The sequence below is a fragment of the Pseudomonas sp. FP597 genome (assembly GCF_030687435.1).
Lineage (GTDB): Bacteria > Pseudomonadota > Gammaproteobacteria > Pseudomonadales > Pseudomonadaceae > Aquipseudomonas > Aquipseudomonas lactucae.
The window spans coordinates 915,206-929,100 of the sequence record NZ_CP117432.1; the positions used below are offsets into that span (position 1 = coordinate 915,206).

Genomic DNA, 13,895 nt, shown 5'->3' on the forward strand with positions numbered 1-13,895 from the left:
GGGCATAAAACTCGCTTACGGATCTATCCAGAATGAATGGATCCGTAACTTCCTGAGTTTATTATATTGCTTTCTTGATAATGTCTCCTCCTCCTGAACCTGCTTTTTCAACTGGTTGCGTGCCACGCGTTAGACCCTCCAGCGCCTTGCCTGCACTTATTCCCGCCCATCCCAGTGCGCCTATCCAAAACATCGGTAGGATGATGAACATGGCTCCCATAACGAAGTTCAAGATTGCATCTTGAGTTGTGGCATTCAAACCCATTATTGGGTCAAATGATAAATGCGGTGAACCCGAACCATACAATGCATCCAAGATTGTGGTATCGACCCACCTGGCTAGTTGAAACCAAAAATCTACGAAAATCAGCGCAAAAAACACCACGGTCATGGTCATGGCCACTTTCAACTGATAAGCGCCGACGATCAGTACCAGCGGTATGCAAATCACCATCGCCATCTTCAAGAACGCCATGACCATCGGCAGTGCCTGCCGCACCATGTCCATTGCCGGGAAGTACGCCATTGATCCTAATGCAACTCCTAGAGTGCCGGCTGCGCGAGCTGCTCCATTCCACACTGTTCCATTGATTTGTCCCCCGTAGTCCGTATACACATCCCCTTTCACTTGGTTCGACGGCGAGACCAGTTGTCTAACAAGCGAGTCGGTCACTTCGTCCTGGGACAGCCACTTCGCCCAACCAAGCATTTTTGTCATAAGATCAGGTGATACCTGATCTTTAATACGATCTCGTAAGCCTACCCCGCTATCGGACCACCATTGTTTACACGTTGGATATCCTCCACCTCCGCTTACCTGCGGCAACCCCACATCACGCGAAGCGTTGTATGGCCAAGACGATCTGGGTGTCTTGGAGTAGTCCGTGTCGTAGTAGCCCGAGGTGTTCAGCAAAAAGTGTGAGCCGATCCAACTGAGGTCCTGTAAGAACTGGGGATCATTGGCTTTTGTGCCCAAGTCTGGTTGACGCATGAAGAGCCGGGCACGCGATGGGCCATAACAGTCGTGTGTAAAGTCGCCGATTTCCTGGGCCAGTAGCGGGTTGTTGATCTTGGTGTTGTTCACCTCCATCCGGACTTGACGCAGGTCGGTCCCACAAGGGATGGCTGCGACAGCCCCGTTTGTTAATCCTTTTGACAGCGCATGCATGAAGGCCCACCACATGGGCATCTGTGCGCTTTTTCCTGCTAGTGAGCTGAATGTGGTATTCCAACCCGTGTCAGCTGGTTTAGGTAAGTTGTACTGACATTGCTGGGCTCTACTTTGATCGAACGCCAAGGTATCGAAGCTTACATTGACGGCAGGGACTGCGAAGAATGCTACGACGACGTAGCCAACATAGATGTTGGTCTCGATCCGGGCCAGTGAAAGTACGCCTTTATTACCCTCGTCAGCCCCTTCTCCACGCACCTTGATCCATTCCCGAATCACGATTATGCAGAAGGGCAGTGCGAACAAGCCGGTATCTGAAACCATATCCCAGATACCGTTGTTGATGATCCAGCCGACCAGCGTCAGGTAGTACTCTAAATAGTCATTGGTGTAGAGCGTCACTGGACACCTCCTGCCTGATACAGCACTTTGCTCATCTCAACCATGGCAAACAATAAAGCCACCATGACCTCGATCTTCAGCAGGCCTTTGCGCCTCGACTGCGGCAATCGAGCCTTGAGCTTGAGCCAGGCAACTGCCAGTGCGATATAGAGCATCAGTCGCCAGGTGAAGAGCGGCCAGTAGTTGTCGACACGCCATCCTTGCCATTCCTCGACACTGTCGAACATGCTCATCAGGACGCTGCTGAGTAGAACTACGAGGCAGGTGGTTGCGAGTAAAATACCCGTCATCACGAGAAGTCCCCGCCCGATTCGGCGAGTCATTGAATGGTTGGGGGGGACGACAGGATCCTGATTGTGAGTCATGGCCTACACCTCACTGTTTGCTCTTGGTAGGTGATTGCAACTGATTCAGTCGATCCGTTTCTGGATCTCCTGGAAACACGCCGCGTGAGTCTTCGGCCCGAGCTTTGCCACGTTCAATGATGGTCAGTGGTGAGTTCTTCGCGAGCTGCTGGCGCATGTCCAGTTCCATCTTCAGATTGCCAATTTCCTGTTGCAGTGATGAGCTTTGCTGGCCTACCGCTTGGACGGCGAGGTCATTGGCTGCAACGTTCGGTTCCCGACTGCCCGCCATCAAGGTGCGCTGGAGCGTCAGGGCCTTCTCCAAAACGTCGGACAGCGCGACTTCGGAGGCAAGCCGGCGAGCCAGTACATCCTGATCCCGCTCATCCTTGAGTGCCGCTACGACGCCCCGGGTGATTGGCAGCGAATTGCTGCTTGCAGCTTCCAGATTGTCGACCGACAGAGTCTTGCCTCCGCTCAGTAACTCCTGCAGGGCCTTCAGCTTGGTGTCGTATGTTTCCTGGATCAGCGGTGTGAGGCCTACGCCTGCGGCTGTAACCGTTTTAGGGCAGCTGTCACAGGTCTGTTGTTGCTGTTCCCCCAGCACGCGATTGGCGAAGGTCGTGGCCTCTTGCGGCGATGACCAGACGTTGCACACCATTCCATTGTTGCAGCTGTCTTTATTGATCGATGAGGTGTCGCCGGCGGCACGTTTGTTCAGCAGGTTGTAGCCTGCTTTGGTGACGTCCCCCACAATACGAATAGGCTTTTGGCCGGAACCGCCTGCTCGATCCCCCCCGACCCAGGTGACGCCATCATTGCCGCCTTTCTTTTCGACTTGTTCCACAGCCGACACTGCGTCCGTGTTGGAGGTCAGCGCCTGACTCATCGCCTGGCCCTCTGCGAGCTTGCCCCAACCCATTTGATTGCCGGCGATATCCGCCATTTTTTCGCCGATGGCCCGGCAGGTGCCTTTGGACCGGTCAAAGTCCAATCGGGCTTGCAAGATGCCATTCGTGATGAGGTTGTACAGCGCTGGATTAGCGCGTTGGAGGATCAAGGCTGGCAGCGAGGCGACGGCGCTGGTGGCGTTCTGTACCACCGAGCTCATGATGTTCTGGAATCCAGAGGTGGCACCGTTCAACTGGTTTTGCAGGGTGTTGCTCATGCTCATGTTTCCGCAGACCAGGTTGTTATTCCAGCCACCGCCGACGGAAATACTATCCATGTTGCCGGCGCTCCCCATGGTCACGGCATTTCCTCCGCCGATGTTGTAGAGCACGTCGTCACCGATAACGCTGCCGGAGGACGAGACGTTGATTGGGTCGGCAGATTGCGCTATTGCGCTGCTAAAACAGCAAATGAAGAAGGTCGCCAAAGGGGTGAGTTTCATGTGGTGCTCCGGTCGCTTAGGTTCATAGGAAGTCAGTGCTGCCGAGGAAGGTTTGGCCACGGCGTTGACAGCATGAGTAAGGGCGCCAGAGTGCCCATGCATATCCGCCATCCTGCGAGTCGATGTTGGGTAGGATTGTTGGGAATGTCGCGCAGGTGGGGTTAAGCACAGGGGTAAGCTCTTGCCACTTTCCTGTCGAGGCGTCACCTTCACGCAGCGCTCCCGCTGGCCAATAGCCGGGATAGGGAAGGGCGAGCATCGGCAAATAGACATGTGCTTGGCCGAGACGAGTAACTACGTCGCCGGCGCGCTGTGCGATGACAGCACCCGTCTTGTAGTCATCTGTCTGGTTGAGAAAACCGCTACGGGGATAAACGTTTCCCCAACTGCTTGCGGATAGCAGGCTGCCTACCTCGCGCAGACCTGGGATGAGTGCTTCGGGGTAGACGGCCTCCGGGACGCCATATCTCCATGCAATCGGGTCCAGGGTGCTGAGGAAATAAGGAACGAGCGGTAATGTTGCGCCTTTGCAGACATAACCCGAGGTGCTGGCGAATTGGCTTAACGTGGCACCACCAGGATGGCCAATAACGTCGGCCTCCTTGAACTTGATGATGTTGTTTTCAGCAACGTGGTTGGTGGTGCCGTCATTACCGGCTTGGGCCATAGGATTTGGCGTGCCGAGAGGCGACATCTCAATCCACGGGTTTGCTCCCGTATTTGAGTAGGCCGATACCACGGCGTCCGGCACGTAGTGACGAACCTTGGTCGACGTTTTGACCTTGCAACCGAAAGGCGTGCAGAGGAGCCAATAGCAAATGCCGACTACCCTGTATTCTAGGCACGTAGGTGACAGCGTCGACGCGATGATTGTCGCCGAGGTTATCGCTGCTGAAGCGCTGAAAGACAAACTGAAGGTGATGGCCAGTGACAGTGGGCGGATCGCAAAGCGTGAGCGTCTCATCGTGACAAGCTCCGAGCTCGATCAATCTGCGTGACGGCTTTAGACACGTCTGTCTCCCCGTACACAACATATCGGCGGTCGACGACGACTGCAGGGACCTTTGCTACACCCACACTCCAGGCATCTGTGACGCCCTGCTGGGCTTGAGCAAGCTCGCTTTGAAGACGTTTGCCGGCAGGGCTTGATAGGAAATGTTGAATGGTTGCTTCAGCCTGGCGCGGGTCGGCAGGGAGCTGTCGAGATAGCAGCTCCTCGAGGCGTTGCTGGTCGTCGAGACGAATGATGCGCACGCCAGTGGGTGCGGAAACAGGATGTGCCTGATCAGTGATGACCCATGTTTCCGCGTGTGCTGCGGCAGACAGGAACGTTAAGGCTATGGCGGCAAGCCAATGCCTCGACGTGCGGGAAGGCTTATGGATATGGTTCATCGCACCGTACCTGAAGTGAATTCAGGTACAGGAAACCCGATGGCCGCGTCCGTTGCAGTAAGAAATAGGAGTTCGAGTAGTATGGGTTTTCGGCAGGGCTGAATTTAGGGCGAAGGGCATTTGGTCGGCTCAAATTGACGCGCATTCAGCGGCAACGTTAACTGTGTATCCATACAGTTATTTGTTCAGGCCAGGTTTATGAGCGTGACCCTTCTTGGTCCCATTGCCGGAGGTGGGGTATCACTCCCGCTGTATTCCTCCCAGGTGTCTGCCGGTTTTCCATCGCCGGCAGCGGACCACCTTGAAAAATTGATTTCGCTCGATGAGCTGTTTGAAATCCGAGCCCCGCACATGTACCTGGCCAAGATCCAAGGCGACAGCATGCAAGGTGCCGGGATTTTCAGTGGTGACCTGGTGGTGGTTGATCGAAGCAAAACGGCGCGGCATGGCGATATCGTCATTGCTGCGCTTAATACCGAGTGCGTGTGCAAGCGTTTTCACAGCCGCGATGGCCAAGTGGTGTTGATGGCCGAAAACTCCAAATTTCCGCCCAGGTACGTCATGGAGGGAGATGAACTTGTGATATGGGGTGTGGTGAACTACAGCGTGCGCGACCATGCACGTTAGAACTGCGCTGTACGCGGGCTTGCCCGTGTTCGGCCTTGTTGATTGCAATCATTTCTACGGGGCCGTTGAACGGGTGTTTCGACCGGACTTGGCTCAAACGCCCATTGTGGTTCTCAGTAACAACGACGGATGCGTGATCGCCCGTACTTACGACGCCAAACCTTACGTCAAAATGGGCGCGCCGTATTTCCAGATCAAAGACACGCTGCGCCGGCACGGAATTGTGGCGTTCAGCAGCAATTACGCGTTGTACGGCCAAATGTCCGAAAGGGTCATGACCCTAATAGAATCAATGGTTTGCGACAGCGAAGTGTATTCTATTGACGAAATTTTCTGCGACCTCACGGGGATGCCTGGCGACCTCACAGAGTTTGGGCGGACGATTCGGTCTAAAGTCCTAAAACACACCGGTATCCCTGTCGGTGTGGGCATTGCCCACACCAAAACCCTGGCCAAACTGGCCAACCACACCGCGAAGCGCCTGCAGGCGCAGACCGGCGGCGTCGTGGATCTATGCGACCCTTTTAAACGCGACTGGGTGCTGCGCAATACTGCCGTTGAAGAGGTGTGGGGCATTGGTCGACGTATGACGGCGCACATGCACGCCTTGGGGATTCACTCGGCCATGGACCTGGCAAAGGCCGACCCTGGGTTGCTCGGCCGTAAATTCAGTGTGGTTCTGGAGAAGACGGTGCGTGAACTCGCCGGCACGTCGTGCCTGGCCCTGGAAGATGCGGCACCGGCCAAGCAGGAGATCTGCTGCAGCCGAGCGTTTGGTACCCGGCTGACGACGATTGAGCCCATCAAGGAAGCGGTGGCCACCTACGCGCAGCGGGCATCGGAGAAGCTACGAGCCCAGCATTCGCTGTGCAAGAAGATCCGCGTGAGCATTCGCACCGGCATGTTTAACCCTGACGAGGCGCGTTACGCCAACGGCGTCTTGGTCGAGCTGCCTTACCCCACCAATGATGTGCGCTTGATCACCCGCGAAGCAACACATGCGGTGGAACGCCTTTTCCGTCCTGGGTTCCGATACAGCAAGGCCGAAGTGTTGCTGATGGATCTGCGTCAACCTGGTGAGTTCACCGATGATCTGTTTGCGCACACGCAGCCTGCTACGGCTGACAAGGTGATGAGCGTCCTGGACGAAATCAATAACCGCTGGGGCCGAGGTACGCTGCGTACGGCCGCGGTGCCGGCGGCGCCGGCCTGGGGCATGCGTCGTGAGCTGAAAAGCCCGAGCTACACCACTCGGCTCGACCAGTTATGGACGGTAAACGCCAATTGAGGCGTCAGGATCTGGAAGGAGTTTGTGTATGTGCAGCCATTACGAAGCGCCGTCGCCGGAGCGGGTGGCCGAGACATTCGGCGTTGAGCCGTTCGAGCAGGGTAAGTTGCAACTGTACCCAGGCTATACCGGGCCTTTCATTCGCCGTGCGGAGCACGTCGACGAAGAATCGCCTGCGTTGCTGGAGGTGCTGTCAGGCGCCTTTGGGCTGATTCCAACCTGGAGCAAGGACACCAAAATCGTACGCAGCACCTACAACTGCCGTTCGGAGACGGCTAGTCAAAAGCCGTCGTACCGCACAGCTTGGCGAAAGGCTCAGCACTGCATTATCCCTGCCGAGGCCATTTATGAACCTGACTGGCGAACGGGTAAACCGATTGCAACGCGGATTGTGCGGGCAGACGGTGAGTTAATGGGCATAGCGGGCCTATGGGAGCAATGGCGCGATCCCGGTACCGGGGAGGAACTGCACAGCTTCACCATGCTGACCATCAATGCGGATGATCACCCGTTCATGCGCAACTACCACAAGCCCGAGGATGAAAAACGCATGGTGGTGATTCTGCCCCGGGGGCTGTACGGCGATTGGCTTGAAGTTCCTGCAGGCGAAAGCATGGAGTTCATGCGTCAGTACCCGGCCGACCGCATGGCTGTAGCCAGGTAGTCCAGGACAGAGGCCACGCCATGGCCTGCAAACAAAAATGAGAGCGATTGAATGACCAAAGAAGAACTCAGAAAATAGCTGCAGGAGCAGTTGGAGCAGCACCTGCAGGTGAATCCTGATGCTGTTACGGTTTATGCCGCAGAGCCGCAACCTGACTTCTTGAGAACGGGTTCGAGCTGAACATCAAAGCTGCGGTGAATGAGAAGGGGTACCCTATTTGGAATTGAAAACCTCCAAGGGACCACACAACGCCATTGCCTGAATCATAGGTCACCACCGCGTGAGGTATAACAAAGCTCACCGGCTTGCAGCGGTAGTGAACACCAATACGAATCAACGCCGACGCTCGAAGCCGGCGTTTCCCATTTCAGCACCCTTATGAACGCTTTTGCTCAAAACAGAAGTGGTGCTTCATCAGATTAATGCGAACCATTGAAATGACTTTGCCCGTGATTGATATCCGTACCTCAGATCAACAGTGTAATTTTGAGATCCTGGTCATAACCGACTCCGGGGTACGTGCAAGGCACTTGGTGATGATCGAGGTTACAACTAAAACACACACCACTTCGCAAGGTGCATCAACTTTTGACCGCGCCTCGATTGAAGTAAGAGCAACCTACCTCTCTGGAGGGGCGATGAATGCAGGCGCGCACATCTCCACCATGGGCGGAAATATGTCGAGCCACAGTCAGTCGGTTAGGCTTACAAACGGCAGTGTTCTGATAGATCCAGCGGTAAGAGGTTTGGGCTTAGGCTCGTACATGTTCAGGAAAATCGTTGACTGGGCACGCGGTTTTGATCAGGCATTCAAAATTGTCCCTATCAGCGTGACCGAGGCGGATGCGACGAGTGATAACAAAGCTCGAAGGAACAAATTTTACGGAAACTTCGGCATCACGTTTATCTGGAGCCAGGGGCTAATTGATGAGCGCGGCCGGTCGGATCCGAACCTCACGGTAGCTCAATTGCAAGCACACGGAACCTGGCCTCACATCACTGCGAATAGCGGATTTGAGGTTCTGCAAGATTGTTGGCAGGACCTTGAGAAGGAGCGTGCAATGGTGGGACGCCTTCAAACACGCGTGAGGTGGGAAAGCATTAGGGGAGCTCGGCTTCGTGGCAGGCTCAAAATGATGGTGAGGATGGTAAACATCCCAATGTTCATTGCCCTATTCGCAATAGGCCTAATGAGTGGCGTGGTCTTGATGGGAGGGATTGATGCGGCGAACGCGGTTGTAGCTTTTTTCAAAGGATCGCGATAATAAGCCATCACCAAAGTAGGCGGTCGCCGGCGTTAGTCGTCTAACCGTATATGGTTCAATGCCGAATTAAGGGGGGACCACTCGTCATACAGAATGTCCTCATAGCTTTCACCACCCGGCTCTCTCGATATTGCCAATTTGGCAACAGCTACAAGCCGCTGCTGGAAGGCCACGATCGGGATCTCGATCACCTCTTCTACGTGCTTAACGTGAAGTTTGGTGGTGGCCACCTCACTTTTTTGCAGGACGTAGGAAGAGCTATAACGCGCCCAGGTTTCTGTTAGCTCGAACTGTGACATATCGGCGATCAAGATTCCGAGCTCGACTGGCGGAGCCGGCAGCGCCATTTCTGTGCTCACCTGAACTATGAACTCGAGCAGTTTCTTCAGGTTATGGCTAGTTGCCTGGGCCTTAACAGCGCCTTGCGGTGGCTCATAGGTCGACACGTGAAGCTGGGTGCGGAGATCTGCGATATAGATGAGCCAATGAAGCAGGTCTTTGAGCAATAGCTCAACTGCGTGCCGTTGAAGGTAAAAAGCTGGAAGGCCGATCTCATCCAGGGTTCCTTTGATCTGGCCTTGCTCAATGAGCAGTGTCGCTGAATACAGATAAGCTTCAAAGTAGTTGGGATGCCTCCAGAATCCCCCAATACGAGCCACACCGGCAGCCAGATCACTGGCGACCAACTCGGGAGGTTTTTCACCAACCATGACCTTCCCTTCCGGCGCAGGACCAGTTGCATAAAACGGCTCAGGAAACTCTGCCATTATGTCATCCATTTAAAAATCAGCCGGCCTTGAATCGCCCTATGCTTTCTTCTGTTTTTTGACAGTAGGAAGACCCCTCAAGGCGTCATCCCAATGAGCGCCGCGCTCTGGCTCGTTGGTCAGCTTGCTGATCCAGGTTTCGGGTTTCCCCTGCGCAATACTAGTGCACGCCCTGTCCAACCTCGACGCTTAAGCTCCGCTTTGAACTCGAGCGGAGTAAGTGGTACAGGTACTTCAGGCATCATCATTCTCCAAATGCTACTGCCAAAGCGCACATCGAACGGTTCGTGGAATATTTTGACGCGGCTACGTCAATTTTGGAAATTTACACATGCTTGGGAAATTGCAACCCATTTGACCAGTCGTTTGCATTCGACTTGACCAGTCGTTTGCATCGGAAGTGACCAGGCATTTGCATTGGACTTGACCACTCGCCTAGCGAGTCATTTGAAAGGCTAAAGCAGCGGTACTGGTGGCACTGTCTGTGGCGCGCCATCGATGATGCACATCCATCCCCAAGTTCTCAGTGCCGACGTCTTCTTAAACTCCTCGACCAGCTCGGCCGCAATTTCCCCTATGTCCGTCCGCAACTCGAACTGAGGGCGCATTGCGTGCAAAACGTCAATTCCCATGTCCCCGGCAAGCAGCTTGCACATCAGCTTATTACGAAGCTTCCAAGGTAGGGCTTTTCCGCGCCTTTCCGGATGCTGGTAAACCATGGTGTTCAAATGCGCCGACGCGTGGATGTAGTCAGCGCTGCTCATCCAGATATGCAGATGGGCAGGCACTCCAAGGGGTAGGACGTTGAACACGAGCCAATCGATTAGGCCAACGGCAACACCGCGCGCTTGAAGCTCCATTGCCAGCATCAGAAGTACTTTGTGCAAGGTGCCTGCTGCCTTGATAGCAACGGTTTTTCGACCTAGGAGATCTGCTTCGACCACTATCGCGATCAACGCAGCGAGGGCATCCAAGCTTGCCCTGCGTTCGAGTTTTTCGAGTAGAACTTGAGTGATTGGTTCGCGCTGAACACTGTCCCAAATCATGTTGCTGGTGCTGCGATAAAGCACCAGTTGGACATCGGTATTTAACGCACGGAAGTAGCTGTCGAAGCTGATTTTCTGTTGCCGGGAGATCAGCTTCATCAAAGTCCATATGGGATGATTCAGGTCGCGGGACGATCCAGGTGCTAGCAGTTCCACCCTACTCAAGGTCTTGGCCTTGGGGGAGATCATTTTCTGTTCGTACCTAGACCACTTGCTTCGGTAATGCCGGATCGTGCCATTCGTATTTCTTCGAAATGACTCTTTTTCGAAATACAGCTCAAGGGCATAGGCAGTTTTGAGGCCTGTCCGCTGCCTCAGTCCTTCGAACCAGTAGCCCACTGCGAGCATTTCCACTGTGTTGCTTCGGGGGCGGCTATTTTCCGGAATTTGTTCGCGCAAGCTGCCTGCGAACTCCGAATAAATGTTTGCAATTCTCTTAAAATCAGACACTTAAAAATCCCCGAACGATCTTTGTACCGTAAAAAATGTAGAAGTCTTACGGCTGGAGCGCAAGGGGGCGGTTTATTACTATCAACTGTGACCAAACCGGACATTAAGTGCGATGCGCGAGCCCCTTGAAATCCAATTTCTGTCATTCGAATTAGAGCTCGACCTCAAACAGCGATATGGCCTGATGGTGGGTGGCAGCGCGCTGTGGAGAGAGTTGGGTTACACATCGTACGACGCGTTTCGTAAAGCTAAACAGCGAGGGACAATTGAGGTGCCGCTATTTGAAGTGCCTAATCGTCGGGGGTTCTTTGCTCTGTCCAAAGAGGTCGCTTGGTGGATTGCTACGCAGCGCTGCGCACGGCAGCAGGCCGTATGAACTAAGCATATGAGGAGTATCACAATGAGATCAGGATAGGAGCTAGCCGGTGGATTTGGAGCACAAAAAAGCCCAGGGGTGGAGCCCTAGGCTTTTTTGATGGTGTTAGGTTTCAGCCCTACGCGCCGTCATTCTGTGTTCCCTCGCGTTCGGCGTCAAGTCGATCACATTCCGTTTGTCTGCAATTTTCACACGGCGCGACCTGTGAGGTGTTCACACACCTGTCGCGAGGAGAACATATGAGGCTGCCAATAAGTACGCAGCGCGAGGTGCTACGCCTTACGAGCGACCCCAAGCTGTCGAATAGGGCTATTGGCCTATTAGCCAAAGTGTCCCATAACACTGTTCGCACCATTCGGGATCAGTTGGCACAGTGTGGACAAAGCTGGGAAGAACTGAAGCACCTTGACGACAAAGCGCTGGCGGAGCGTCTGCATACCCAGCCAAAAGTCTCATCTCAAAGGAAGGCTTACCCGTCATGGCCTGCCATCCATGAACAGCTAAAACTTCCTGACATCACCTTGGAACTCCTATGGCAAGAGTTTCGTACAAGCGAGCCAGAAGGCGTGTCTTATGCTCAGTTCACACGGATTTATCGTGAATGGGTCAATAGGCAAAAGCTGAGCATGCGACAGACTCACCTCCCCGGAGACAAGTGCTTCGTGGACTTTTGTGGCAGGACAATGCCTGTGACCAACCCGGATACTGGAGCAATCAGCCAAGCTCAGGTGTTCGTGGCAACGCTAGGTGCCTCGGGATACATTTTTGCCACCGCCGTGAGAAGTCAAACGATCCCAGACTGGCTCAGATGCAACATTCTGGCCCTGGAGTTCTTCGACGGGGTTCCACGGTTCGTTGTGCCTGATAATTTGAAGTCAGCAGTGACGAAAAACACGAGAGATGTGGTGACCCTAAATCGTGCCTACGCCGAGTTTTCTGAGCACTACGGATTTCAAATTTACCCCGCCAGACCGCGTAAACCGCAAGACAAGTCGCTAGGTGAGATTGCTGTTCAACTGGTACAAAGATTCGTTCTCGCAAGGCTGAGAGCGAGCACCTTTTTTTCCTTAGAAGAGCTCAACGAGAAAATCAGCTACTGGGTTGATGAGCTAAACAGTCGAATCACTCGAACGTACCCTAAGAGCCGAACCAGCCGCTTCCTTGAGCTTGACTATCCAGCCCTCAAGCCGCTCCCAGAACATAAGTACAGCTACAGCAAGTGGGTGTATCAGGTTAGGGTAGGCAGCGACTACCACGTACAATTTGAAGAGCACAGCTACTCGGTTCCTTACCACTTCGCGAATCTTCTTGTCGATTTGCGCGTGCGAGACGATTGGCTCGAAATCATTCATCAGCGCCGTCTCATCGGCTCGCACAAGCTCAATCGTCAGCGGGGCACTAGCACTCTCAAAGAGCACTTGGCCCCGAATCACAGATATTTCCAGGACTCCCAGCCGGAAGCTCTGATTGTCTGGGCTGAGACTATTGGGCCGGAAACGCTCCGTTTCGTGAAGGACAACCTCAACCTGCGGAAAGATTTCTCGACCGGTTTGAAGGTCGTTGTTGGCCTGAAACGTGACGTTCGCAAAGGGGCAATCACACCGTCACGCCTTGAGTCCGCGTGCGGCTATGCGAATAGCTTGAACATACTAAGTTCTGAGCGGCTGCGTTCGATCCTTCGGAACGAATCTGACCTGCGCCCCAACTACCGAAGATCCGCCCCCTTGGTCGAACACGCCAACATACGTGGTGCTGAATACTACGCCTCACAGGGAGATGAGCCGCTATGAAGTCAATCCTCGATACTGCCCAAAACCTTATGTCTCTTGGTCTGCACGGGATGGCAGCAGCCTACGAGCGTCAGCTTGAAACACCGGCGCTGCTGAAAGAACCATTCGAAACAAGGCTTGGTTTAATGATGGATGCCGAAAATAGCGAGCGTGAGAGCAGAAAGGTTGGACGTTTGCTAAAGAACGCAAGGCTTCGTGAGAATGAAGCCACAATAGACAGCATTGAATTCAAGGCGTCTCGAGGCATAGACCGCAATACGGTCATGTCCCTTGGTGAGTGCGAGTGGTTAGCGCGACGTCAGAATGTGATCATCACGGGCGCTACGGGCACTGGCAAAACCTGGCTCGCTTGCGCACTCGGAAACCAAGCCTGCCGCCTTGGGCGAGCGACGCTGTATCGCACTGCCACGAAGCTTTTTGAAGAAATCTCACTTTCTTACGCTGACCACACCACGCCTAAACTACGTCGGCATTTGATCCGCGCAGAATTATTAGTCATAGATGATTTGGGCATCGGTGGCATTGACGCCCAGTTGGGCCCGTTCCTCCTGGACGTTATCGACGAGCAGTCACAGAACGGCTCATTGTTGATTACAAGTCAGTACCCTAAAGAAAAATGGTATGACCTGTTCTCCGACCCCACGATTGCCGATGCAATTCTTGACCGTATCGTTCACAAGTCCCACGTTATAGAACTGAAAGGCGAATCAATGCGAAGGATCAAAAGTCGCAAACGGTTGCAATAGGATCCGGTGTTTATCCAGGTGGGCAATACGAATGCAATTGGTCAAATTGAATGCAAGCAGTTGGTCAAATGCAACGCAATCACCTGTTTTTTCAATAATGTATAATTGGCGGGATTAAGATTTTTGCTATGCTCTTTGAATCATCCTACCTTAATCAGATCTGAGGGTTGAAAC

At 53.8% G+C, this 13,895-nt stretch carries 15 protein-coding genes; 8 read left to right on the forward strand and 7 right to left on the reverse strand.

Translation table 11 applies throughout. The features are described from left to right. Window positions 1–61 precede the first annotated feature (61 nt). Genes PSH66_RS04100 through PSH66_RS04115 form a run of 4 tightly spaced genes read right to left on the reverse strand, consistent with a single transcriptional unit; the run spans window position 62 to window position 4,196 of the window. Window positions 62–1,573 carry a conjugal transfer protein TraG N-terminal domain-containing protein gene (locus PSH66_RS04100; protein ID WP_305428411.1) on the reverse strand — a complete coding sequence of 504 codons (1,512 nt, stop codon included), beginning with the start codon at window positions 1,571–1,573 and terminating at the stop codon, window positions 62–64. Next, window positions 1,570–1,938 (reverse strand): hypothetical protein, encoded by a 369-nt coding sequence (locus PSH66_RS04105; protein WP_305428412.1) that lies wholly within the window; start codon window positions 1,936–1,938, stop codon window positions 1,570–1,572. The genes PSH66_RS04100 and PSH66_RS04105 overlap by 4 nt, the downstream gene beginning before the upstream one ends. A 10-nt stretch (window positions 1,939–1,948) precedes the next feature. After that, window positions 1,949–3,310, reverse strand: coding sequence for an integrating conjugative element protein (locus tag PSH66_RS04110; protein ID WP_305428413.1), 1,362 nt, complete (start codon window positions 3,308–3,310; stop codon window positions 1,949–1,951). Window positions 3,311–3,332: 22 nt separating this feature from the next. Further along, on the reverse strand, window positions 3,333–4,196 hold the full coding sequence (locus tag PSH66_RS04115) for a TIGR03756 family integrating conjugative element protein (protein ID WP_305429571.1): 864 nt from the start codon (window positions 4,194–4,196) through the stop codon (window positions 3,333–3,335). Here PSH66_RS04115 and PSH66_RS04120 point away from each other — a divergent pair. Continuing rightward, the gene (locus PSH66_RS04120) at window positions 4,129–4,308 is read left to right on the forward strand and encodes a hypothetical protein (protein ID WP_305429674.1); all 180 of its coding nucleotides are present in this window, start codon (window positions 4,129–4,131) and stop codon (window positions 4,306–4,308) included. The genes PSH66_RS04115 and PSH66_RS04120 overlap by 68 nt on opposite strands. On the opposite strand, the gene PSH66_RS04125 is transcribed toward PSH66_RS04120, so the two are convergent. Beyond that, a complete protein-coding gene (locus PSH66_RS04125) occupies window positions 4,271–4,702 on the reverse strand; it encodes a TIGR03757 family integrating conjugative element protein (RefSeq protein WP_305428414.1) in 432 nt (143 codons plus the stop codon). The two genes, PSH66_RS04120 and PSH66_RS04125, sit on opposite strands and share 38 nt — an antisense overlap. Window positions 4,703–4,900: 198 nt before the next feature. On the opposite strand from PSH66_RS04125, the gene PSH66_RS04130 reads away from it, so the two are divergent. From PSH66_RS04130 to PSH66_RS04145, 4 genes are all read left to right on the forward strand, one after another. Beyond that, complete coding sequence (locus PSH66_RS04130; RefSeq protein WP_305428415.1) at window positions 4,901–5,329, forward strand: LexA family transcriptional regulator; 429 nt, start codon at window positions 4,901–4,903, stop codon at window positions 5,327–5,329. Beyond that, window positions 5,319–6,617 (forward strand): translesion error-prone DNA polymerase V subunit UmuC, encoded by a 1,299-nt coding sequence (gene umuC, locus PSH66_RS04135; protein WP_305428416.1) that lies wholly within the window; start codon window positions 5,319–5,321, stop codon window positions 6,615–6,617. The genes PSH66_RS04130 and umuC overlap by 11 nt, the downstream gene beginning before the upstream one ends. Before the next feature lie 28 nt (window positions 6,618–6,645). Continuing rightward, on the forward strand, window positions 6,646–7,281 hold the full coding sequence (locus PSH66_RS04140; RefSeq protein WP_305428417.1) for an SOS response-associated peptidase: 636 nt from the start codon (window positions 6,646–6,648) through the stop codon (window positions 7,279–7,281). A gap of 449 nt (window positions 7,282–7,730) precedes the next feature. Beyond that, a complete protein-coding gene (locus PSH66_RS04145) occupies window positions 7,731–8,546 on the forward strand; it encodes a hypothetical protein (protein WP_305428418.1) in 816 nt (271 codons plus the stop codon). 32 nt (window positions 8,547–8,578) lie between these two features. Here the strand turns inward: PSH66_RS04145 and PSH66_RS04150 are convergent, their stop codons facing one another. Next, window positions 8,579–9,313 carry a hypothetical protein gene (locus PSH66_RS04150; RefSeq protein ID WP_305428419.1) on the reverse strand — a complete coding sequence of 245 codons (735 nt, stop codon included), beginning with the start codon at window positions 9,311–9,313 and terminating at the stop codon, window positions 8,579–8,581. 455 nt (window positions 9,314–9,768) lie between these two features. Further along, complete coding sequence (locus tag PSH66_RS04155; protein WP_012723149.1) at window positions 9,769–10,809, reverse strand: hypothetical protein; 1,041 nt, start codon at window positions 10,807–10,809, stop codon at window positions 9,769–9,771. Window positions 10,810–10,921: 112 nt separating this feature from the next. On the opposite strand from PSH66_RS04155, the gene PSH66_RS04160 reads away from it, so the two are divergent. The 3 genes from PSH66_RS04160 (at window position 10,922) to istB (ending at window position 13,721) form a co-directional block, all read left to right on the forward strand. Then, window positions 10,922–11,185, forward strand: a complete 264-nt coding sequence (locus tag PSH66_RS04160) for a hypothetical protein (protein WP_012723150.1) — start codon at window positions 10,922–10,924, stop codon at window positions 11,183–11,185. Window positions 11,186–11,424: 239 nt separating this feature from the next. Next, the gene (istA, locus tag PSH66_RS04165) at window positions 11,425–12,975 is read left to right on the forward strand and encodes an IS21 family transposase (protein WP_032657045.1); all 1,551 of its coding nucleotides are present in this window, start codon (window positions 11,425–11,427) and stop codon (window positions 12,973–12,975) included. After that, complete coding sequence (istB, locus tag PSH66_RS04170) at window positions 12,972–13,721, forward strand: IS21-like element helper ATPase IstB (protein ID WP_012723152.1); 750 nt, start codon at window positions 12,972–12,974, stop codon at window positions 13,719–13,721. The genes istA and istB overlap by 4 nt, the downstream gene beginning before the upstream one ends. Window positions 13,722–13,895 lie beyond the last annotated feature (174 nt).